Raw genomic sequence first — 20,950 nt, 5'->3', positions numbered from 1 at the left:
CGGCAGGTCCTACGCCCGGGGCGGAAGACGGTGCCTAGAGTTGGTGCATGGAGCGGCGGATCTTCGGGATCGAGAACGAGTACGGCGTCACCTGCACGACGCAGGGCCAACGACGGCTCACACCCGACGAGGTGGCGCGCTACCTGTTCCGCCGCGTCGTCGCCTGGGGCCGCTCGAGCAACGTCTTCCTCGGCAACGGCGCCCGCCTCTACCTCGACGTCGGCTCGCACCCCGAGTACGCCACGGCCGAGTGCGACTCGGTCCGCGAGCTCGTCATCCAGGACAAGGCGGGGGAGCGCATCCTCGAGGGTCTCGTCGAGGACGCGCAGGGACGCCTCCGCGACGACGGCGTCGAGGGCGAGATCTTCGTCTTCAAGAACAACACCGACTCGGCCGGCAACTCCTACGGCTGCCACGAGAACTACCTCTTCGGGCGCACCGGCGACTTCCAGCGCGTGTCCGACATGTTCATCCCGTTCCTCATCAGCCGGCAGATCACGTGCGGCGCCGGGAAGGTCGTCGCCACCGCGCACGGGGCCTCGTTCGCCGTGAGCCAGCGCGCCGACCACATCTGGGAGGGCGTGTCCTCGGCCACGACCCGCAGCCGTCCCATCATCAACACCCGCGACGAGCCGCACGCCGACGCCGAGCGCTACCGCCGCCTGCACGTCATCGTGGGCGATGCCAACATGTCCGAGACGACCAACCTGCTCAAGGTCGGCAGCGCCGACCTCGTCCTGCGGATGATCGAGGCCGGGGTCGTCATGCGCGACCTGTCGATGGAGAACCCGATCCGGGCCATCCGCACCATGAGCCACGACCCCACGGGCCGCGCCACGGTGCGCCTGTCCAACGGCCGCGAGCTGTCCGCGCTCGACATGCAGCGCGAGTACCTCGACAAGGCGATCGAGTTCGTCGACCGCGAGGGCATGGACAGCGCGGACACCAAGCAGGTCATCGACCTGTGGGGCCGGGCTCTCGACGCGATCGGCGCCGGTGACCTCGGCGCCATCGAGACCGAGATCGACTGGGTGATCAAGTACCGGCTCATCGAGCGCTACCGCGCCAAGCACGGCCTGAGCCTCGGTGACGCGCGCATCCAGCAGCTCGACCTCGCCTACCACGACATCAACCGCCGGCGCGGCCTGCACTACCTCCTGCAGAAGCACGGCCGGGCCGCCCGCGTCTCCTCCGACGTCGAGGTGTTCCAGGCCAAGGTGCTCCCGCCGCAGACCACCCGGGCCAAGCTGCGTGGCGACTTCATCCGCGCCGCGCAGGCCCACGGCCGCGACTTCACCGTCGACTGGGTGCACCTCAAGCTCAACGACCAGGCCCAGCGGACCGTGCTGTGCAAGGACCCGTTCCGCTCCGTCGACGAGCGCGTCGAGAGGCTCATGGAGACCATCGAGCGCTCCCCGGTGGTGCAGCGGCCGCTCTGATCCCGCTGGACCACAGGCCTGATCGCACGTCGACCTGTCAGGACGCTGTGGGTGCCGCCTAGGCGTCGGCGTTACAGTGACCGGGTTTGCCGCCCCTCCGACCGGCACCGTCACTGACCGCCAGACCCGAACGGAAGACACCCCTGTGCGTTCCCACCGACCCGCGGCCCGTACCGCCGCCGTCCTCGCCCTCGCCCTGGGCGCCACCACCCTGACCGCCTGCGGCTCGCAGTCCGACGGCTCCGGGCAGAGCACCGCGTCGAGCACCGCCGCCGCATCGGTCGCCCTCAAGGGCGTCAGCGCGACCGGCCCCGTCGACCTCAAGACCGCCCCCAAGGTCGCCCTGGGCGCGACGCCGATCAAGAGCACGGACGTCGAGCACAAGGTGCTGACGCCGGGCACCGGCTCGGCCGCGACGAAGGCCGACACCGTCGTGCTGCGCGCACAGATCTACAACGGCACGAGCGGCAAGCTGCTCGACAACGGCTACGCGGACGGTCGTCCCGCCGACGGGTACCGGCTCGGTCGCACCGACGTGGTCCCCGGGTTCCTCGAGGGCCTCATCGGGGCCACCAAGGGCAGTCGGATCGCGTTCACCATCCCGCCGGCCAAGGGGTTCGGATCCGCCGGCAACCAGCAGCTCGGCGTCTCGGGCACCGACACCATCGTCGTCGTCGCCGACGTCTCCGACGTGCACGTCAGCCCGACCAAGATCGACGGCGCCCAGGCCGCGAGCCCCGCCGGCCTGCCGACGGTCACCTTCCCCAACGGCACCGCCAAGGAGCCCAAGGTCACGGTGCCGAAGTCGGCCGCGCCGACGACGCTCCAGCAGGCGACCCTCGTCGAGGGCACCGGACCGGTCGTCACGAAGGGCCAGACCATCGCCGCGCAGTACCACGGCGTGCTCTGGAAGGACGGCAGCGTCTTCGACTCCTCGTGGCAGCACGGCCAGGCCGCGAACTTCCCGATCGGCGTCGGCGCCGTCATCCCGGGCTGGGACAAGGCGCTCGTCGGCAAGAAGGTCGGCAGCCGCGTGCTGCTCGCCATCCCGCCGGCCGACGGCTACGGCAAGGCCGGGAGCCCGCCGAAGATCTCGGGTACGGACACCCTCGTGTTCGTCGTCGACATCCTCGACGCGTACTGATCGCCGGCACACGGTCCGTGCGGTCCGCGCCCGGCGGGCTGCACGGCCGGCGCGCGGACTGACAGACTGGTCGCCGACCCCCGACCTGAGGAAGAGGAACGCAGCATGGCACTCGACCCCGACCGCACCAAGCCCGAGATCGACTTCCCCGAGGGGGAGCCGCCGGCCGACCTCGTCGTCGAGGACCTCATCGATGGCGACGGCCGCGAGGCGAAGGCGGGTGACACCGTCAGCGCCCACTACGTCGGCGTCGCGCACTCGACGGGCGAGGAGTTCGACTCCTCGTGGAACCGCGGCGCGCCGCTCGACTTCCGCCTCGGCGTCGGCATGGTCATCCCCGGCTGGGACAAGGGCATCCAGGGCATGAAGGTCGGTGGGCGTCGCAAGCTGACGATCCCCTCGCACCTGGCCTACGGGGAGCGTGGCGCCGGCGGCGCCATCGGTCCCGGCGAGACCCTCATCTTCGTCGTCGACCTCGACGACGTCAGATAGGGCTCTCTCCGCTCGCCGGGTTCGGCGCGCCTGACGTCACGCCTTCCCTCCTCGGCTCGCTCGCTGCGCTCGCGTCGCTCGTCAGTCCAGGCGTGACGCGCGCCGAACCAGCACCCTGGTCCGCGTTGCTCGTCAGTCCAGGCGTGACGCGCGCCGAACCAGCCCAGCAGCAAAGCGCCCCGCGACGGCCGCGCCGAGGAAACCGGCGCGGTCGTCGTCGTATCCGCGGCCCATCGTGCGCAGCGTCACGGGCGTGTCCCGCAACGCCTCCTCGAGGCCGTCGACGCCCACCTCGCGCGCGGTGAGTCGCCCACCCGACGCGTCGCACAGGTCGCGTGCCTCGGCGCGCACCCGCTCGCCGAACGCACCCTCGAGCAGGGGAACAGCCACGTCGGCGGGCACGAGGGCGACGCGTCCGTAGGCGGTGCGGCTGTGGTGGGACACCCCGCGGTGACGCTCGCGCGGGTCGGCCGCCGAGATCCGCAGCGCGCAGACGGGACGCCCGCCCAGGCTGCCGACGGCGTTGACCGCCTCGCCCGCCGAGGTGCCCGAGAAGCCCCACCGGGTGCCGGTGCCGAGGTTGCCCGGCCCCTGGGCCACGATCGCGACGTCGGCCCCCGCGACGAGCCGCGCGGCGAGCAGTCCGGTGTGGACGTTGACGGCCTCGAGGTCGCCGCCGTAGGCCTGCCCGACGGTGACCGACGCCTCGAGCCAGCCGGCCTCCCGCAGCCCGGCGACCGTGCGGGAGAAGTCGAGCGGCAGGGCGCCGCCGTCGGTCATGACGTAGGCGACCCGCAGCGTCGGGTCGGTCTCACGGAGGCCGGCGAGCACCGCCGGCAGGCTCGAGTGCAGGTCGGCGACGACGACGGGCATCCCGGTGAGGTCGTCGGCGTCGCGCAGCAGCGCGTGGTGCTCGCTGTCCTGCTCGTCGACGCCGAGCACCATGGTCTGGGTCGGGGTGTAGCGGGCCTTGACGAGGTGGCCCGGCACCGCGTGCACGTCGGCGACCGGCGTCGGCAGGGCGTCGGGGGCCGCCACGACGAGCGCGAGCCCGCCGGTGCCGAGGCCCCGTTCGAGGGCCGTCGTGTTGAGCAGGACGCCGGTGCCCGGGTCGAGCACCCCCACGGCGTCGACGTAGCCGAGGGCGCGCAGCGACTCCCCGGAGTCGACATCGACCGCGTACTCGACCGCGCCGGCCCAGCGCGCCCGGACCTGCGCCACGACACCCCGGCGCCACTGGATCATGGGTGAACCCTATCGATCGCATGTTCGGGTAGCGTCGGACTGCCCGGCGCCCAGCCGGTCCACGACAGCAGGAAAGGCCGTCGATGCCCGCGTCCGCCTCGGCCGAGAAGACCGAACGGCTGCTCAACCTCATCCTGGCGCTGAAGTCCGCGCGCCGGCCGGTGTCCAAGCAGCGGATCCGCGAGTCCCTGCCCGCCTACGCCCAGGCGAGCTCCGACGAGGCGTTCGACCGCATGTTCGAGCGCGACAAGGACGAGCTGCGCGAGATGGGCATCCCCATCTCCACGACCGTCATCGACGTGCTCTTCGACGACGAGGTCGGCTACCGCATCGACTCGAGCGAGACGACCCTGCCGGCGATCGCCTTCGAGCCCGACGAGGTCGCCGCGCTGGCCCTGGCCGCCCGCACGTGGTCGACGGCGAGCGTCTCCGGCGCCGCCTCGGCCGGTCTGCGCAAGCTGCGCCTGTCCGGCGTCGAGATCGACGAGTCGGTGGCGGCCGGTGCCGAGCCCCGCATCCGCACCAAGGAGCCGGCCTTCGAGGCGGTCCACGCCGCCGTCACGGCCCTGCAGCCGATCACCTTCGACTACCGCAAGAACGACGGCTCGGTGACCACCCGGCACGTCCAGCCCTGGGCGCTGAAGAACTGGCACGGACGCTGGTACGTCACGGGCTTCGACGTCGACCGCCAGGACGAGCGGGCCTTCCGGCTGAGCCGTTTCGAGGGCCAGGTGCGCCGCAAGGGCCGCGCCGGCTCCTACACCGTGCCCGCCGACCACGTGCCCGAGGTGGCGCTCGAGGCCCAGCCCGTCGAGCCGGAGGGCACGGCCGTCGTGCGCCTGCGCACGGGCCGGGGCCACACGCTCCGCCGGCACGCCGCACGCAGCACCGAGCTGGGTGGGCGCTGGGACGAGGTCGAGGTGCCCTACCGGCGCGGCGTCACCGACCGCGACGTCGTGGCCCTCGGCGTCGACGCCGTCGCGGTGTCACCGGCCGAGCTCGTCGACGCCGTCCGGGCGGCCCTCACGGGTGCCGCACGGGCTCACGAACGGGTCCACGACCGCACGGGGGAGCAGGCATGACCGACACCCGACGCACGGCGCCGCGCCGCCCGCAGGAGACCGCCACGCAGCGCCTCGGCCGCCTTCTCGACATGGTGCCGTGGCTGCTGCAGCACCGCGGGGTGCCGATCGCCGACGCCGCGGCCGAGTTCGGCGTGACACCCGAGCAGGTCGTCGACGACCTCCAGCTGCTCTTCGTCTGCGGCACGCCGGGATACGGCCACGCCGAGCTCATCGACGCCGACTGGGAGAGCGGCCACATCTACCTCGACAACGCCGACGACATCGCCGAGCCGATGCGCCTGACGCGTGACGAGGCCATCACGCTCACCGCCGGCCTCCAGGCGCTCGGGTCCACCCTCGTCGGGTCCGACGTCGCCGAGCGCACCCTCGGCAAGCTGCGTCGTGCCGTCGCGACGACGGCCGGCGACCCTGCCGGGCGCATCGCCCTCGACCTCGACAACGGCAGCCAGCACGAGGCGATGGCGCCGCTCAAGGACGCCTTCGCCCGCGGCCGTCGCGTGCACCTGCACTACTACGTCGCGACCCGCGACGAGCGCACCGAGCGCGACGTCGACATCATGCGCATCGTCAACCTCGACGGCCAGTGGTACGTGGAGGGCTGGTGCCACCGCGCCGAGGCAGTGCGCCTGTTCCGGCTCGACCGCATCGAGGCGGTCGACGTGCTCGAGGCCGACGGCACGCCACCCGAGCAGGCCCGCCCGCGCGACCTCGACGACGTCTTCGTGCCGAGCGCCGACGACCTCACCGTCGTGCTCGAGGCGAGCCGGTGGGCCGCCTGGATCGCCGACTACTACCCGAACGAGGGGGTCGAGCGCCTGGCCGACGGCTCGCTGCGGGTCACGCTCAAGGTGGCCGACCCGGCGCTCGTGCGGCGGCTCGTGCTGCGTCTCGGCGGCGAGGCCCGGGTCGTGTCGCCGCCCGAGCTCGCGGACGCCGTCGCCGACGAGGCGCGTGCGGCCCTTGCGGCCTACGACACCACCGCGTGACCGTTCACCGACCGACCACCACTGACCAGCACCGACCGGCGGCTGGACACCGGCGGTCCGTCGCCACCCACATCGTGGTCAACGCGGCGTCGGGAGGCCGGTGTTCATCACGCGCACGTATGCTGGTCACCTGCAGCGCCGATGCTGCACCTGACGGCCCGAACGACCGGGCCGCGCTTCAACGAGGAGATTGACCATGCAGCTTCCTGGTGGCCCTGAACTGATCGTCATCGCGATCGTGCTCATCGCCCTGTTCGGCTGGAAGAAGCTGCCCGACATGGCGCGCAGCCTCGGCCGTTCGGCACGTGTCTTCAAGTCCGAGGTCGACGAGCTGAAGAAGGACGGCAAGGCCAACCAGACGGGCGACGCCGCTCGCTCCACGGTCGCCGGCGAGGCCGTCGACGCCGACTCCGAGCGCCTGGCCGCGGAGGCCCGCCTCGCCGACGCGGAGCGTCGCGCGGCGGAGGCCCGCGCCGAGGCCGACCGGCTCCGCGCCGCATCCGGCCCGGTCAGCGGCACCGGCTCGGCGAGCAACGGCACCACCGCGAGCACGCCGGACGCGACGTCCGACGCCCGCCGCGACACGACCCTCTGAGCGGTGGCCCGAACCACCACTCTGCCCGAGCCCGACCCGTCACGGCGGCACTGAATGCCATCGCTGCTGCACAAGCGCAATCCCGAAGGACGCATGTCCCTCGGTGACCACCTGCGCGAGCTGCGCAACCGCATCGTCATCAGCGCTGTCGCGATCCTCGTCGGTGGCGTGGTCGGGTGGATCTACTACGACCGGCTCATCGACGCCCTGATCAAGCCGCTCAAGGACCTCGCGGCCGAGCGTCAGGGCCTCATCAACATCAACTTCTCGGGGATGACCGACCCCTTCGCGACCCAGATCACGGTGTCGCTGTTCACCGGTGTCATCCTCGCGTCGCCGATCTGGCTCTTCCAGATCTGGGGCTTCATCGTCCCGGGCCTGACGAAGAAGGAGAAGATGGTCGCGCGGCTGTTCGTCGTCGCGGCCGTCCCGCTCTTCCTCGCGGGCTGCCTCTTCGCGTTCGTCATGGTGCCCAAGGCCGTGACCGTGCTGCTCAGCTTCACCCCGGCCGGTACGGCGAACCTCCAGGACGCCACGGCCTACCTCAACTTCGTCCTGAAGTTCATCGTCGCCTTCGGGTGCGCGTTCCTGCTGCCGGTCTTCCTCGTGGCGCTCAACCTCGTCGGGGTGCTGCCGGCCCGCACCATGCTCAAGGGCTGGCGTCCGGCGGTCATGATCATCTTCGTCTTCGCGGCCGTCATGACCCCGACTCCCGACGCGTACACGATGCTGTTCCTCGCCACCCCGATGATCGCGCTCTACTTCGCGTCGGTCGGCCTGTCGTTCCTCTTCGACCGCCGCAAGGAGGGCGACCGGCCCGACTGGCTGGAGGTCTCGGACGACGAGGCGTCCGCCCTGTAGCGTTCGGCTGTGCCCGACCGCGTCGCCCTCGTCGTCAACCCCACGTCCGGCAAGGGCGCGGGCGCCGCCCTCGGGGAACAGACGCGCCGGCTGCTCGTGGCTGCCGGCCACGAGGTGACCGACGTGTCCGGTACCGACTACGCGCAGGCGAGGGCCCGGGGGCTCGTGGCCGTGGACGAGGGCGTCGACACGCTCGTCGTCGTCGGGGGCGACGGGATGGTCCATCTCGGCGTCAACCTGTGCGCCACGTCGTCGACGCGCCTCGCGGTCGTCGCGGCGGGCACCGGCAACGACTTCGCCCGCAACCTCGGGCTGCCCGTGCGTGACCCGGCGGCGGCCGTCGACCTGCTGACCACGGGGTGCACCCGTCGCGTCGACCTCGGCCGGGTCAGCCACGGCGTCGCGGGGGAGAAGTGGTTCGGCGGCGTGCTCGGCGCCGGTTTCGACGCCGTCGTCAACGAGCGAGCGCGCCGGATGCGGTGGCCGCGCGGCCAGATGCGCTACAACCTGGCCGTGCTGCGCGAGCTGCCGGTGTTCCGGCCCATCCCGTACGTCGTCGAGCTCGACGGGCAGCGGCTCGAGACCCGAGCGATGCTGGTTGCCGTGGCCAACACGACGTCGTTCGGCGGCGGCATGAAGGTGTGTCCGGACGCCGACGTCTCCGACGGGCTGCTCGACGTCATGATCGTGCACGCCCTGTCCATCCCGTCCTTCCTGCGCGTCTTCCCGAAGGTCTACTCGGGAACGCACACCACCCACCCGGCCGTCGAGATCCATCGCGCCCGGCGAGTTCGCTTGGAGGCGAGCGGTATCCACTCACAAGCCGATGGAGAGGCGTTCGCCGACCTGCCCGTGGAGGCCGAGGTGGTGCCGGGGGCCCTCGCGGTCGTCGTGCCCGCCGACCCTGCCGGCTCGGTGGGGGAGGCGGCATGATCCCCACCTGGCCGCAGCTGGCCGAGTTCACCGCAGGGCTCGACTTTCCCCTCGACGACTTCCAGACCGAGGCCTGCCGTGCCGTCGAGGAGGGCCGTGGCGTGCTCGTGGCGGCGCCCACGGGGGCGGGCAAGACCGTCGTCGGTGAGTTCGCCGTGCACCTGGCCCTCGCCACCGGCCGCAAGGCGTTCTACACGACGCCGATCAAGGCGCTGTCGAACCAGAAGTACGCCGACCTCGTGCGTCGGTACGGCGCCGACAAGGTCGGCCTGCTCACCGGTGACTCGTCGGTCAACGGCGAGGCGCCCGTCGTCGTCATGACGACCGAGGTGCTGCGCAACATGATGTACGCCGGCTCGGCGACGCTGCGCGGCCTCGGCTGGGTCGTCATGGACGAGGTGCACTACCTCGCAGACCGCTTCCGCGGAGCCGTGTGGGAGGAGGTCATCATCCACCTGCCGCCGGACGTCAGCGTCGTGTCGCTGTCGGCGACGGTGAGCAACGCCGAGGAGTTCGGGGCGTGGCTCGGCGAGGTCCGCGGCGACACCGCCGTCATCGTCTCCGAGCACCGTCCGGTGCCCCTGTGGCAGCACATGATGGTCGGCCAGACGCTCTTCGACCTCTTCGTCGAGGAGGAGGCGGCCGCGTCGGGGCCGACGGTCGAGGTGGGCGTCAACCCCGACCTCGTCCACGCGATCCGCGGCACGGAGCAGCGCGGCGCCTGGGACAGCCACTGGGTCAGCAACCGCGGCGGCCGCAACAAGGGCCGCCCGGGGCGTGGCGGCAACAACGGAGGCCGCGGCGGGCGAGACGACTGGGCCGGACGTGGCCGACGCGGTGGCGGAGGGGGTGGCCGCGGTCCCGGCGGTGGCGAGGGCGGCAACGGCTTCGCCCGGGGCGGCCGTCCCGGCGGAGGTGCCACCCGCGCCGAGGTCGTGACGCGCCTGGACCGCGAGGGCCTGCTGCCGGCGATCACCTTCATCTTCAGCCGGGCCGGGTGCGAGGCCGCGGTCGGGCAGCTGCTCGCCAGCGGGATGAGACTCATCCCGGAGGCCGACGGCGAGCGCAACCGCCGGGTCGTCGAGGAGCGGGTTGCCGGGCTGGCCGACGAGGACCTCTCGGTGCTCGGCTACTGGGACTTCGTCGACGGCATCTCGCGCGGTTTCGCCGCCCACCACGCCGGCATGCTGCCGACGTTCCGCGAGGTCGTCGAGGAGCTGTTCACGCAGGGGCGCATCCGGGCCGTCTTCGCCACCGAGACCCTCGCCCTCGGCATCAACATGCCGGCGCGGACCGTCGTGCTCGAACGGCTGGTCAAGTTCAACGGCGAGAGCCACGTCGACATCTCCCCGGCCGAGTACACCCAGCTGACGGGCCGGGCCGGGCGCCGGGGCATCGACATCGAGGGCCACGCCGTCGTGCTGTGGGGACGAGGGCTCGACCCCGGCGCCGTCGCCGGCCTCGCGTCGACACGCACCTACCCGCTGCGCTCGAGCTTCCGGCCGACGTACAACATGGCGGTCAACCTCGTGCGCCAGTTCGGCCGCGACACCGCCCGCGAGATCCTCGAGACCTCCTTCGCGCAGTTCCAGGCCGACCGGGCCGTCGTCGGGTTCGTGCGGACCGTGCGCCGCAACGAGGAGGCCCTCGCCGGCTATGCGGAGTCGATGACCTGCCATCTCGGCGACTTCACCGAGTACGCGGCGATGCGCGAGGAGATCCGGACCCTCGAGAAGGAGGGGGCCAAACGCCGGTCGGCCTCGATGCGTGCCGCCGCCGCCATCTCGCTGGAGAACCTCAAGATCGGCGACATCGTGCGAGTCCCGGCGGGTCGCCACAGCGGCCTCGCCGTCGTCGTCATGCCCAACCGCGGTGGGAAGGGCGACCCGGCCTCGCCCACGGTCGTCACCGAGGACCACCACCTGCGCCGCCTGACGCTGCACGACGTGCCGACGCCGGTCGAGCCGCTCGGCACGATGCGCGTGCCCAAGCAGTTCAACGCCCGGAACCCCAAGGCCCGCCGTGACCTCGCGGCCACGCTGCGGACGACGGTGCCGCATGACCCGCCTCGGCGACGGTCCGCCGAACCCCCGCAGGACCCGACGGACGCCCGCATCGAGCAGCTGCGGCGCGACCTGCGCAGCCACCCGTGCCACCGCTGCCCGGACCGGGAGGACCACGCCCGCTGGGCGGAGCGGTACTTCCGCCTCCAGCGCGAGACCCAGGGCCTGCAGCGCAAGATCGACGGGCGCACCAACTCGGTGGCCAAGACCTTCGACCGCATCTGCGACCTCCTCGGCGAGATGGGCTACCTCACCGACGGTGGCACGCGCGTCACCGACGAGGGCGACCGGCTGCGCCAGCTCTACACCGAGAAGGACCTCCTGGCCGCCGAGTCGCTGCGCGAGGGCCTCTGGCGCCGGCTCGACGCGCCGTCGCTCGCGGCCGTCGTGTCGACGCTCGTGCACGAGCCGCGCCGCGAGGACGGCGGGCTCGCGCCGCGCTGGCCCAACGACGAGGTGCGCGAGGCCTACGACCGCATGGTCGGGCTGTGGTCCGACCTCGAGGACGCCGAGGGCGCCCTGGCGCTGCCGCGCACGGGAATGCCCGACGCCGGTATCGCGTGGTCGGTGCACCGGTGGGCGAGCGGCCAGCGCCTCGAGGACGTCCTGCGCGGCACCGACCTCGCCGCGGGTGACTTCGTGCGGCGGTGCAAGCAGGTCGTCGACCTGCTCGGGCAGCTGACCGACGCCGGTGACCCGGCCCTGCAGGAGACCGCGCGACGCGCGTCCGACGGCGTGCTCCGCGGTGTCGTGGCCGCCGACCGCATCGACTGACGAGTCGCAGCACCGGCGTCCCGTCGGCTAGGATTCCCGCGTCCGTCGACGTTTTGTGGTGCTCGTGTTTTCAGCACGCTCGCAAGGTACGTGAGCGAGCGTTCGTCTCCTGAAGGTTCTGGAGTCGCGCGTTTGTGGCGACGCTGGACCTCCCGACCGGGTGGTCCGTCCAACAACCTGAAGGAGCCAGACATGGCGCAGGGAACGGTCAAGTGGTTCAACTCCGAGAAGGGCTTCGGCTTCATCGCCCCCACCGAGGGTCCGGACGTCTTCGTCCACTACTCGGAGATCCAGGGCAACGGCTACCGCAGCCTCGAGGAGAACCAGCCCGTCGAGTTCGACGTCGAGCAGGGCCCCAAGGGCCCGCAGGCGATGCGCGTCCGCGCTCTCTGAGCAACGCAGACGCACTCTGACGTCCGCGGCGGCTGAGGCCGCCGTGAGGAGGTCGGTCCCGTCCGGGGCCGACCTCCTCGTCGTCTGCGGGGGTCTCGGAGGTCTGCGGGGGGCCGTCAGAGGCGGGTGAGCCGCGCGTACGGGCTCTCGACGCGCACGTTCGCGGACGCGAACTTGACGGTCACCGTGTGCGCCGTCGTCGCGATGACGACGCCGAGGCCGTGCCGGACGTGGGAGACGCGGTCGCCGACGGCGTAGCTCTCCACCTCCGGCAGGGGGTCACGCTGGAAGGGGCTGTTGGCGAGATGACGTCGGGGCTGTCGGTGAGCAGGCACCATCCAGTATGGGCCGAAACAGGCCCGGTCCGGAAATGCAGGCTCAGTCGATGCCCAATGCGTTGACGACACGGTCGAACGACGAGGTGAGGCCGTGCTCGACAGCGAGTCGCGACATGAGCGCCGGGTCGGCGACGGCCGTCGGCAGCGCGAGGTCGACCTCGCCGACCGGTGCGTCGCGCACGACCTCCACGACGCGGGGCGCGGCGTCGAGGTAGTCCGAGGCCGCCTCGAGCCGGGCGCGCTGGGCGCCCTTGATGGCGGGGTCGCCCCCGTCGATCGCAGCGCGGAGCGCCTCGAGCGTCCCGTACGTCGTGATGAGCTTGGCGGCCGTCTTCTCGCCGACGCCCGCCACGCCGGGCAGGCCGTCGCTCGTGTCGCCGCGCAGGGCCGCCATGTCGGCGTACGCGCGGCCGCTCTGGACGCCGTACTTCTCGGCGATGAAGGCCTCGTCGACGAAGTCGGGGGAGCGGACGCCACCGCGCGCGGTGTAGACCACCCGCACGTCGTGCGCGTCGTCGACGAGCTGGAAGAGGTCGCGGTCGCCGGTGACGATGTCGATCGGCATGCGTCCGGTCCACGTCGTGGCGAGCGTACCGATCACGTCGTCCGCCTCGTGCCCGTCGACACCGACCCGGGCCAGGCCCAGGGCCTTCAGGGCGTCGATGATGATCGGCACCTGCACCGACAGCGCCTCCGGTGCCTCCTCGCCGTTGAGCGCGTTCTCCCCGCGGCTCGCGACGCGGTGCGCCTTGTACGACGGGATCGCCTCGACGCGGAAGGCGGGACGCCAGTCGTTGTCCCAGCAGGCGGCCAGGTGCGTCGGCCGGGCTCGGTCGACGAGCGAGGCGATCATGTCGAGGAGTCCGCGCACGGCGTTCGTCGGCACGCCGCTCGGGCCGACCACCTCGGGCACGCCGAAGAAGGCCCGGAAGTAGAGCGAGGCGGAGTCGAGGAGGACGAGCCGGGGAGACGCCATGGGCCGAGACTAGCGGGGCGCCGACAGGGGGTCGCGACGCGCGCGCGTACCGCCATGAGGAACACCGCGTCGGGCACCCGGACGCTGGTCTACCCTTCGGCCATGGAGGAACTCGACCGTCGCCTCGTCGGCCTGCTGCTCGCCGACGGCCGCATGAGCTACACCGACCTCGGCAAGGCGACGGGCCTGTCGACGTCCGCGGTGCACCAGCGCGTCCGGCGCCTCGAGGAGCGCGGGGTCATCACCGGCTACACCGCCACCGTGTCGGCCGAGGCCATCGGCCTGTCGCTCACCGCGCTCATCTCCGTCACGCCCTTCGACCCGAGCGCACCCGACGACGTGCCCGAGCGCCTCGCGCACATCGCCGAGATCGAGGACTGCCACTCGGTGGCCGGCGTCGAGAGCTACATCCTCAAGGTCCGCGTCGGCACGCCGAGCAACCTCGAGGACCTCCTCGCGCGCATCCGGTCGGTCGCGAACGTCTCGACCCACACGACGGTCGTCCTCTCGACGCCGTGGGAGGGGCGAAGCGCCTCCGCGCTGCCCCGCGGGTCCGAGTAGCGCCCGGCACCCTTGCGTGGCACGGGTGCCCGTGCCCACGGTGCGCGAGGCGTCAGAGCGTCGACAGGTCGGTGTTGGCCCCGCAGAGCACCACGACGAGGGTCTCGCCCGACACGGGGGTGACGGCCCCGGACGTCAGCGCGGCCAGCGCCGTGGCGGCCCCGTGCTCGACGACGACGCGCCAGCGGTCCCAGACCAGGGCCCGGGCCGCTACCACCTCGTCCTCCGCAACGACGACGCTCCGCACCGGGAGCCGTGACGTGACCTCGAAGGCGATGTCACCGAGCCGCCGCGCACCCAGCGAGTCGGCCGCGACCCCGGAGACCGGCACGTCGACGGGCCTCCCGGCCTCGAGCGCGCCGTGCATCGTCGGGGCGCCCGCGGGCTCGGCGCCGACGACGCGCGCCCGTCCGTCGAGCCCCGCGTTGACGCCACCGATGAGGCCACCCCCGCCGACGGCCACGACCACCGTGTCGACGTCACCCACCTGGGTGAGCAGCTCGGGGGCGAGCGTGCCTGCGCCGGCGACGATCTCGGGCTGGTCGTAGGCGTGGCAGTGCAGGGCCCCGGACCGGACCACCTCCGCCTGGGCGGCCTCGTAGGCGTGGGCGTACTCGGTGCCCGAGCGGACGACCCGCGCCCCGTAGGCCTCGAGGCGAGCCACCTTGACGGCAGGGGCGGTCTCCGGCACGAAGACCGTCGCGGGCACGCCGAGGTGTGCGGCGGCGTAGGCGTTGGCCATGCCGGCGTTGCCGCCGGACGCGACGACGACGCCGACGTCCGGGTCGAGCAGCCCGCGCTCACGGGCCGCGAGGATCCGGTTGAAGGCGCCGCGGGCCTTGAACGACCCGGTGTGCTGCAGCAGCTCGAGCTTGAGGAGGATCCGCGCGCCGCGGGCCCCGGGACTCACGACGTCGTCCAGGTCGTGCCCGACGTCGATGACCGGGGTGGTCCGCACGTGGTCGCGGATGCGGGTGAGGGCCTCGTCGACGTCGCGGCGCTGGAGCACGCGCCCGAGCCTACGGCCACCCGCACGTGGTCGGCAGAACGTCCGGCGGGCGCGTCAGAGCCGGGCCACGGGCTCCTCGGCCGGCGCGTCCGCCGGAACGGGGGCACGCGAGGCCGCGAGATGCGTCTGGCGGTGCCACGCCCAGAGGCCCATCGCGACCGCCGTCAACGCCCCCGCGACGAGCGCGAGGGTCATCAGCGACCCGCTGACGAGCGGTGACAGCGCGCCCGCCACCAGGGCGTTGGCGCACGTGCTGAGGAAGGACTGGAAGGAGGAGACCGTGCCGCGCTCACGCGGGCGCAGGTCGAGCATGGCGATCGTCAGGATGGGGAACACGAGCGAGACGCCGAGCGAGATCGCCCCGACCGGCAGCACGGTCCACAGCGTCGTGGGCGTGCCGGCCAGGGCCTGGTAGACCACCGCGAAGGCGCTGCCTGCGAGCGACACGACGAAGCCGGCGAGCACGAAGGCGCCCTGGCGGACCCGGCCTGCGAGCCGCCCGGTGAGCAGGGAGCCGAGCATCATCGCGACGACGAGAGGCACGAAGAGCACGCCGAAGTCGCGCGGGCCGAGGCCGAGGTGGTCGACCACGATGGCCGGCGCCGACGACACGTAGAGGAACAGGGCGGCGAAGTTGAGGGCCACGGCCGCGCCGAGCCGCAGCACCGACGCGTCCCCGGCCACCGAGGCGATCGACGCCACGAGCGGGCGCGGCCGGAACGGGATCCGCTGGGAGGCCGGGTGCGTCTCCGGCAGCGCGAAGCTCGTCGCCACGACGAGGACGACCCCGTAGACCGTCAGCACCCAGAAGATCGTGCGCCACTGGCCCCAGCCGAGGATCCAGCCACCGACGATCGGGGCGAGCGCCGGTGCGACGGCGAAGATCACCGAGATGTGCGACATGAACCGCTGGGCCGCCGACCCGTCGAACAGGTCGCGCACGACGGTGCGCCCGACGATCATCCCGGCACCGGCCACGAGGCCCTGCACGGCGCGGGCTCCGAGGAGCAGGGGCATGTTGGGCGCGAGGGCGCACAGGGCGCTGGTCACCGCGTAGAGAGCGCAGCCGACGAGGATCACCGGCTTGCGCCCGACCGCGTCGGACAGTGAGCCGTGGAAGAGGCTCGCCACGGCGAACGTCGCGAGGTAGACGCTCAGCGTCTGCTGCATCGCGACGGCGTCGACGCCGAGCTCGCGGGTCATGACGTCGAAGGCGGGGAAGACCGTGTCGATGGAGAACGGCCCGACCATGGTCAGGGCAGCGAGGATGACGATGAGACGCAGGCGACCGAGCCGCGTCGTCCCGGCAAGGGCCCTCACCGGCGAGCGATCGGGGCCGTGACGGCGCGCGTGACGCTCGCGAGGTCGGTGGGGGCCAGCTCGACGTCGAAGCCGCGCCGGCCGCCGGAGACGAGGACGGTGTGGTGCTCGAGGGCCGAGGCGTCGAGGACCGTGGGCAGGGCCCGCTTCTGGCCCACCGGGGAGATGCCGCCGACGACGTAGCCGGTGCTGCGCTCGGCGGCAGCGGGGTCGGCCATCGTCACCGACTTGACCCCGAGCGCTGTCGCGACCGCCTTGAGGTCGAGCTGGCCGTCGACGGGCACGATGCCGACGGCCAGGCCGCGCCCCGTGTCGACGAGGAGGGTCTTGAGCACGCGCGCCGGCTCGACGTCGAGAGCCTCCGCCGCCTCGAGCCCGTAGCTCGCGGCGGACGGGTCGTGGTCGTACGGGTGGCCGGTCCAGGCGACCTTCGCACGGTCGAGCGCGAGGGTGGCCTGCGTCGTCGGACCGGCCGCGCCCTGCTGCCGCCGGCTCACGGGGTGGTCGCGCCACGAGCACCGGCGCCGACGCTCGCGAGGCCGTCCCAGATCGTCGTCACGACGATCTCGGTGGCCTCGTCGGCGTCCATGCCGCCGAGGTGGGTGCTGCGCCAGACGGCGAGCCGCTCGCAGCCGCCGATGAGCACCTCGGCCATCGCCGTGACCCGGGTCGGGGCCTGCGCCGCGAACTGCGGCAGCGCGAGCAGTCCCTCGGCGAAGGCCTTGGCGGTCTGCTGGCGGATCCGCTCGACCGAGTCGGAGGCCTCGCCGATGAGGGCGCCCTCGGTGCGCAGCAGCGCGAACGCGGCGTCGTGGGCGTCGATGAAGGCGAAGAAGGCGTGGACGACACCGGCCACCCGCTCGCGGACCGGCGCGTCGTCGGCGCCCTCCCAGGCGTCGATGAGGGCCGACATCAGCTGGCCCCGGGCCCGCTCGATCGTCGCGGCGAGCAGGCCCTCCTTGGAGCCGAAGTAGTCGTAGATGAGGGGCTTGGTGACGCCGACGCGCTCGGCGATCTCGTCCATCGTCGCGGCCTGGACACCGCGCTCGGAGAAGACGCCCTCGGCCACCTCGAGCATCTGCGCCTCGCGCTCGGCGCGGGGCATGCGGATGCGGGTGGCGGGGGAGCGGGAGGTCACCGCGGCAGTCTACGGTCGACGGGAAATCCAGAGGCGCCGTGTCCGTGGGGGTCGGTAGCGTTCGGACACTGTGACGGTCACCAGGGTTGAGCAGGGCGAGGCGCAGGGCACGACGCAGCGGGGGGCCCTCGGCGCGTCGACGCTGCCGGCCGGTCGCGTACCCGTCGACTGGCACCGGGTCCGTCGGCCGCTGACCGTCGTCTGCTTCGCGATGTCCCTGCTGGGTGCCGTCGCGGCTTCGCTCGGCTCCATGGTCGCCGGCCGCCTCGCCGCGGGCCCCACCTCCCAGCTCGTCGTGCTGCTGGCCCTCTGTGTCGTCGGCGGCGCGCTCGTGGACACGATCGCCAAGGCGATCTGGGCGACGGTGTGCGACCGGGCCGAGGGCCGCCTGCGCGCCGACCTGCTCGACGCGGCGATGGCCCAGCCGCTGTCCGAGCTGTCCGAGCAGGCGGTCGGCGAGGTGCTCGACCGCATCGACGACGACACCTGGGAGGTCGGCCAGCTGATGCGCTGGGGTGTGTGGCAGGCCGTGCGCACCCTGCTCGCGTCGGGACCGCTGTGGGTGGTGGCGAGCATCGCCTGGTGGCCTGCTGCGTTCCTCTTCCCGCTGACGGGGTTCGCGGCCTTCTGGGTCGTCCGGCGGCTCCTCCCGCAGGTCGCCGAGCGCAAGGTGGTCGAGGAGGCCGCCTGGACCGACCACGCCGCGTCCACCGAGGAGGGGGTCGCCGCCCGCGACGACCTGCGCACCGCTCTCGGCCAGCCCCATGTGCTGCGCCGCAACGCCGAGCTGGCCGCTCGGGTCCACGCGGCGCTCGACCGGGTCCTGCAGGTCGAGGCCCGCATCACCCGGCGCAGCGGTGGGCTGCTCCACGGCGCCCTGGCCGCGGTCGCGGTCGTCGGCACCGCCCTGGTGGTGGCCGGTGACCTGTCGACCTCGCGACTGGTCACCCTCTTCCTCGTCACGACGATGTTCGTCGGTGGCGTCGACATGCTCGCGCGGCACCTGCCCGACCTGCAGGAGGGCTTCGGCGCCGTCCTGCGCCTGCGGGCGATGCTCGCAGCGCCGGCCGAGCCCTCCGGTGGGCGGCCGCTCGCGGACGGACCCCTCGACGTCGAGTTCCGCGGTCTCGAGTTCGGCTACGGCACCGGCACGTTCGCGCTCCGCGACATCGACCTCGTCGTCCCCGCGGGCCACACGTGCGCCCTCGTCGGACGCACCGGCTCCGGCAAGTCCACGCTCGCCTCCCTGCTGTCGCGGGCCGTCGAACCGCCACGCGGCACGGTGCTGCTCGGTGGCACCGACGTGTGCGACCTCGACCTGCAGCAGCTGCGGGCGGCGGTGGGTGTCGTCACCCAGCGCACCGAGGTGCTCGCCGGCACGCTGGCGCAGAACATGACCCTCTTCGGTGACGTGCCCCGTGAGCGGGTGCAGGCCGCCGTCGCCGAGCTCGGCCTCACCGACTGGGTGGCGGGCCTGCCCGACGGGCTCGACACGATGCTCGGCCCGGGCGGCACCACCCTGTCGGCCGGCGAGGAGCAGCTCGTCGCCTTCGCGCGGCTGCTCGTGCGTGACGTCAGCGTCGTCGTGCTCGACGAGGCCACGGCCCGCATGGACCCCGCCACCGAGGCCCGCGTGGTGCGGGCGGCCGACCGGCTCATCTCGGGCCGCACCGGCATCCTCGTGGCGCACCGGCTCTCCACCACCGAACGTGCCGAGCAGGTGGCGGTGCTCGAGGCCGGCCGCGTCGTCCAGCAGGGGCCGCGAGCCCGTCTGGCCGGCGCCGACGGTCCGTTCCGGCAGCTGCTCGAGGCGGCGGCGCACGAGGTGGTCGTCGAGGAGCACCACCACGAGGACGCCGCGATCGGGTCCGTGCGACGCAGCACGACGCCACCCCCGCCGCCCGTGCTGACGCCGACGCCGAGCCTCGCGCGGCAGGTGCTCCACGCCGTCAGCGTCCACCCGCGCTGGGGCCTGTTCGGGGCCTCGCTCTTCCTCGTGGCCTCCCTGACGGGCGCCTTCGGGGCGGTCACCGGCTGGACGTGGGGGCTCGTCGTCACGCGGCTGCAGGCCGGGCAGAACCCGGGCTGGATCACGGCCGCCCTCGTCGTCTCGCTCGTCGTCGGACCGCTCGTGCTGTCGCAGGCCTTCCGCTCCTATCCACACTGGTGGGTCGAGGTGCGCCTGCGGGTGCGGGCCGCGGTGCTCGCCGGCCAGACCGCGCAGCGGCGGCTCGTGCGCACCCCGCCCGGCGAGGTCGTGGCCCGCACCATGGACGCCGACCGGCTGGCGCGGTACACCGACCGCTGGGTCGACTTCGTCAACGGGCTCGTCGTCGCCTCGGTGACGGCCGTCATCGCCGGTACCTGGCTCGCGGGGGCGGTCCTGCTCGTCGTCATGGTCTCCTCGGCGCTGGCCTCGACCCTCGGCCGGCCGGTGGCCGGGCGGTCGGCGGCGGCCGCCTCGGCCGCGCGGGCCGACTTCGGTCGCTCGCTGGTGAGCGCGCTCGAGTCGATCCGCACGGTCAAGCTCGCGGCGGCGACGTCGCAGGTCCACCAGCACCTGCGGCGCGTCGACGGTGGCCGGGTCGACGCCGCGGTCCGCGAGCACCGCGTCCAGGCCCTGCTCGACGGCGTGCCGATCGTCATGGTCCAGTGCGGTGTCGTCGCCGCCTGGGCGGGTCTGCTCCATGGCACGTGGTCCCTGGCGATCACGCTGCTCGTGGCCAACGCCGTCAGCGGCTTCGACTGGTTCGGTCGCGTCGCCGGTTCGGTCGTCACCGAGGCGCCGGGCGTCCGGGCGTGGATGAAGGCCACGAGCGAGCTCGCCGGCGGTGGCGACCTCATGGACGTGCCCCCGGGCATGGACCTCGAGCACGGCACCGCCGAGCCACCGCGGACCGGGGCACGCGAACCGCTGCGCACGCTACGGCTGCAGGGCCTCACCGCGGTCCACGACGACGGCACCATCGGCGTGCAGGACGTCGACCTCACCGTCGAGGCCGGTGAGCTCGTGCTGCTGCTCGGCCAGGTCGGCTCGGGCAAGTCGAGCCTGCTGTCCTCTCTCGCCGGGCTGACGTCCTACACCGGGTCGGTCAGCTGGAACGGCCGGGTGCTGGCCGAGCCGGAGGTCGAGCTGCGTCCGGGACGGGTCGCGCACATCGCCCAGGTGCCGCGCGTGCTGTCGGGCACGTTCACCGACAACGTGGCGCTCGACCACGCCGACCGTCAGGTGGAGCCGGCGCTGGCGTCCGCTCGGATGGAGCGCGACGTCACCGAGGCCGGTGGCCCCGACGCCCTCGTCGGCCACCGTGGCGTCCGTCTGTCCGGCGGGCAGGTGCAACGCCTGGCTCTGGCCCGGGCGCTCGCCTGCGAGGCCGACCTGCTGCTGGCCGACGACGTGTCGTCGGCGCTCGACGCGGCCACCGAGATCGAGCTCTGGGCGGCCCTGCGTTCCGGGGGTGCCACGGTCATCGGTGCGACGAGCAAGGGAGCCGCGCTGGCGCAGGCCGACCGGGTCGTCGTCCTCGACGGCGGCCGGGTCGTCGACACGGCGCCGTGGCACGATCTCTCGCGGCGGTGGGGCCACCTCGCGGGCTGA

19 protein-coding genes are annotated in these 20,950 nt (G+C 73.0%); 12 read left to right on the top strand and 7 right to left on the bottom strand.

Annotation, left to right across the window (positions count from 1 at the left end; all coding sequences use genetic code 11):
• Positions 1-47: 47 nt before the first annotated feature.
• The 3 genes from pafA (at position 48) to AC3A5R_RS08715 (ending at position 3,075) form a co-directional block, all read left to right on the top strand.
• The gene (gene pafA, locus AC3A5R_RS08725; RefSeq protein WP_487620357.1) at positions 48-1,439 is read left to right on the top strand and encodes a Pup--protein ligase; all 1,392 of its coding nucleotides are present in this window, start codon (positions 48-50) and stop codon (positions 1,437-1,439) included.
• A gap of 145 nt (positions 1,440-1,584) precedes the next feature.
• Positions 1,585-2,583: an FKBP-type peptidyl-prolyl cis-trans isomerase gene (locus AC3A5R_RS08720; protein WP_487620356.1), complete on the top strand. Its 999-nt coding sequence runs from the start codon at positions 1,585-1,587 to the stop codon at positions 2,581-2,583.
• A gap of 105 nt (positions 2,584-2,688) precedes the next feature.
• Positions 2,689-3,075, top strand: a complete 387-nt coding sequence (locus tag AC3A5R_RS08715; RefSeq protein ID WP_487620355.1) for an FKBP-type peptidyl-prolyl cis-trans isomerase — start codon at positions 2,689-2,691, stop codon at positions 3,073-3,075.
• A gap of 132 nt (positions 3,076-3,207) precedes the next feature.
• Here AC3A5R_RS08715 and AC3A5R_RS08710 read toward each other — a convergent pair whose 3' ends face one another.
• On the bottom strand, positions 3,208-4,320 hold the full coding sequence (locus AC3A5R_RS08710; RefSeq protein WP_487620354.1) for a DUF3866 family protein: 1,113 nt from the start codon (positions 4,318-4,320) through the stop codon (positions 3,208-3,210).
• A gap of 83 nt (positions 4,321-4,403) precedes the next feature.
• Here AC3A5R_RS08710 and AC3A5R_RS08705 point away from each other — a divergent pair, with 83 nt between their 5' ends.
• The 7 genes from AC3A5R_RS08705 (at position 4,404) to AC3A5R_RS08675 (ending at position 12,010) form a co-directional block, all read left to right on the top strand.
• Entirely contained in the window at positions 4,404-5,402 is a 999-nt protein-coding gene (locus tag AC3A5R_RS08705) for a helix-turn-helix transcriptional regulator (RefSeq protein WP_487620353.1), read from the top strand.
• Positions 5,399-6,391, top strand: a complete 993-nt coding sequence (locus AC3A5R_RS08700; RefSeq protein WP_487620352.1) for a helix-turn-helix transcriptional regulator — start codon at positions 5,399-5,401, stop codon at positions 6,389-6,391. The genes AC3A5R_RS08705 and AC3A5R_RS08700 overlap by 4 nt, the downstream gene beginning before the upstream one ends.
• 196 nt (positions 6,392-6,587) lie before the next feature.
• On the top strand, positions 6,588-6,986 hold the full coding sequence (gene tatA / locus AC3A5R_RS08695) for a Sec-independent protein translocase subunit TatA (RefSeq protein WP_487620351.1): 399 nt from the start codon (positions 6,588-6,590) through the stop codon (positions 6,984-6,986).
• Between the two features lie 93 nt (positions 6,987-7,079).
• Complete coding sequence (tatC, locus tag AC3A5R_RS08690) at positions 7,080-7,847, top strand: twin-arginine translocase subunit TatC (protein WP_487620350.1); 768 nt, start codon at positions 7,080-7,082, stop codon at positions 7,845-7,847.
• A 9-nt stretch (positions 7,848-7,856) separates the two neighbouring features.
• Positions 7,857-8,780, top strand: coding sequence for a diacylglycerol kinase (locus AC3A5R_RS08685; RefSeq protein WP_487620349.1), 924 nt, complete (start codon positions 7,857-7,859; stop codon positions 8,778-8,780).
• Positions 8,777-11,617, top strand: a complete 2,841-nt coding sequence (locus AC3A5R_RS08680) for a DEAD/DEAH box helicase (RefSeq protein ID WP_487620348.1) — start codon at positions 8,777-8,779, stop codon at positions 11,615-11,617. The genes AC3A5R_RS08685 and AC3A5R_RS08680 overlap by 4 nt, the downstream gene beginning before the upstream one ends.
• Before the next feature lie 192 nt (positions 11,618-11,809).
• Positions 11,810-12,010: a cold-shock protein gene (locus AC3A5R_RS08675; RefSeq protein WP_487620347.1), complete on the top strand. Its 201-nt coding sequence runs from the start codon at positions 11,810-11,812 to the stop codon at positions 12,008-12,010.
• A gap of 116 nt (positions 12,011-12,126) precedes the next feature.
• Here AC3A5R_RS08675 and AC3A5R_RS08670 read toward each other — a convergent pair whose 3' ends face one another.
• Positions 12,127-12,345 (bottom strand): hypothetical protein, encoded by a 219-nt coding sequence (locus AC3A5R_RS08670; RefSeq protein ID WP_487620346.1) that lies wholly within the window; start codon positions 12,343-12,345, stop codon positions 12,127-12,129.
• 43 nt (positions 12,346-12,388) lie between these two features.
• Positions 12,389-13,324 (bottom strand): 5'-3' exonuclease, encoded by a 936-nt coding sequence (locus AC3A5R_RS08665; protein WP_487620345.1) that lies wholly within the window; start codon positions 13,322-13,324, stop codon positions 12,389-12,391.
• 102 nt (positions 13,325-13,426) lie between these two features.
• Between AC3A5R_RS08665 and AC3A5R_RS08660 the strand changes: the two genes are divergently transcribed.
• Positions 13,427-13,885 (top strand): Lrp/AsnC family transcriptional regulator, encoded by a 459-nt coding sequence (locus AC3A5R_RS08660; protein ID WP_487620344.1) that lies wholly within the window; start codon positions 13,427-13,429, stop codon positions 13,883-13,885.
• Between the two features lie 52 nt (positions 13,886-13,937).
• On the opposite strand, the gene AC3A5R_RS08655 is transcribed toward AC3A5R_RS08660, so the two are convergent.
• From AC3A5R_RS08655 to AC3A5R_RS08640, 4 genes are read right to left on the bottom strand one after another with little or no spacing between them, the layout of a single operon-like run.
• Positions 13,938-14,894 carry a serine/threonine dehydratase gene (locus AC3A5R_RS08655; protein WP_487620343.1) on the bottom strand — a complete coding sequence of 319 codons (957 nt, stop codon included), beginning with the start codon at positions 14,892-14,894 and terminating at the stop codon, positions 13,938-13,940.
• Between the two features lie 54 nt (positions 14,895-14,948).
• Positions 14,949-16,214, bottom strand: coding sequence for a multidrug effflux MFS transporter (locus AC3A5R_RS08650; protein ID WP_487620342.1), 1,266 nt, complete (start codon positions 16,212-16,214; stop codon positions 14,949-14,951).
• Positions 16,211-16,711 (bottom strand): Cys-tRNA(Pro) deacylase, encoded by a 501-nt coding sequence (gene ybaK, locus AC3A5R_RS08645; protein WP_487620341.1) that lies wholly within the window; start codon positions 16,709-16,711, stop codon positions 16,211-16,213. The genes AC3A5R_RS08650 and ybaK overlap by 4 nt, the downstream gene beginning before the upstream one ends.
• Positions 16,708-17,352 carry a TetR/AcrR family transcriptional regulator gene (locus AC3A5R_RS08640; protein ID WP_487620340.1) on the bottom strand — a complete coding sequence of 215 codons (645 nt, stop codon included), beginning with the start codon at positions 17,350-17,352 and terminating at the stop codon, positions 16,708-16,710. Before AC3A5R_RS08640 ends, ybaK begins: the two co-directional genes overlap by 4 nt.
• Positions 17,353-17,422: 70 nt before the next feature.
• Here AC3A5R_RS08640 and AC3A5R_RS08635 point away from each other — a divergent pair, with 70 nt between their 5' ends.
• Positions 17,423-20,950: an ATP-binding cassette domain-containing protein gene (locus AC3A5R_RS08635; protein WP_487620339.1), complete on the top strand. Its 3,528-nt coding sequence runs from the start codon at positions 17,423-17,425 to the stop codon at positions 20,948-20,950.

Source organism: Intrasporangium sp. Soil_C_50, assembly GCF_057656595.1.
This window is presented reverse-complemented; position numbering and strand designations above follow the sequence as displayed.

Bases quoted from the DNA above. Each gene is read 5' to 3' on its own strand.
- pafA (WP_487620357.1), top strand. From the start codon at position 48: ATGGAGCGGCGGATCTTCGGGATCGAGAACGAGTACGGCGTCACCTGC.
- AC3A5R_RS08715 (WP_487620355.1), top strand. From the start codon at position 2,689: ATGGCACTCGACCCCGACCGCACCAAGCCCGAGATCGACTTCCCCGAG.
- AC3A5R_RS08710 (WP_487620354.1), bottom strand. From the start codon at position 4,320: ATGATCCAGTGGCGCCGGGGTGTCGTGGCGCAGGTCCGGGCGCGCTGG.
- AC3A5R_RS08705 (WP_487620353.1), top strand. From the start codon at position 4,404: ATGCCCGCGTCCGCCTCGGCCGAGAAGACCGAACGGCTGCTCAACCTC.
- AC3A5R_RS08700 (WP_487620352.1), top strand. From the start codon at position 5,399: ATGACCGACACCCGACGCACGGCGCCGCGCCGCCCGCAGGAGACCGCC.
- tatA (WP_487620351.1), top strand. From the start codon at position 6,588: ATGCAGCTTCCTGGTGGCCCTGAACTGATCGTCATCGCGATCGTGCTC.
- tatC (WP_487620350.1), top strand. From the start codon at position 7,080: ATGTCCCTCGGTGACCACCTGCGCGAGCTGCGCAACCGCATCGTCATC.
- AC3A5R_RS08680 (WP_487620348.1), top strand. From the start codon at position 8,777: ATGATCCCCACCTGGCCGCAGCTGGCCGAGTTCACCGCAGGGCTCGAC.
- AC3A5R_RS08675 (WP_487620347.1), top strand. From the start codon at position 11,810: ATGGCGCAGGGAACGGTCAAGTGGTTCAACTCCGAGAAGGGCTTCGGC.
- AC3A5R_RS08665 (WP_487620345.1), bottom strand. From the start codon at position 13,324: ATGGCGTCTCCCCGGCTCGTCCTCCTCGACTCCGCCTCGCTCTACTTC.
- AC3A5R_RS08660 (WP_487620344.1), top strand. From the start codon at position 13,427: ATGGAGGAACTCGACCGTCGCCTCGTCGGCCTGCTGCTCGCCGACGGC.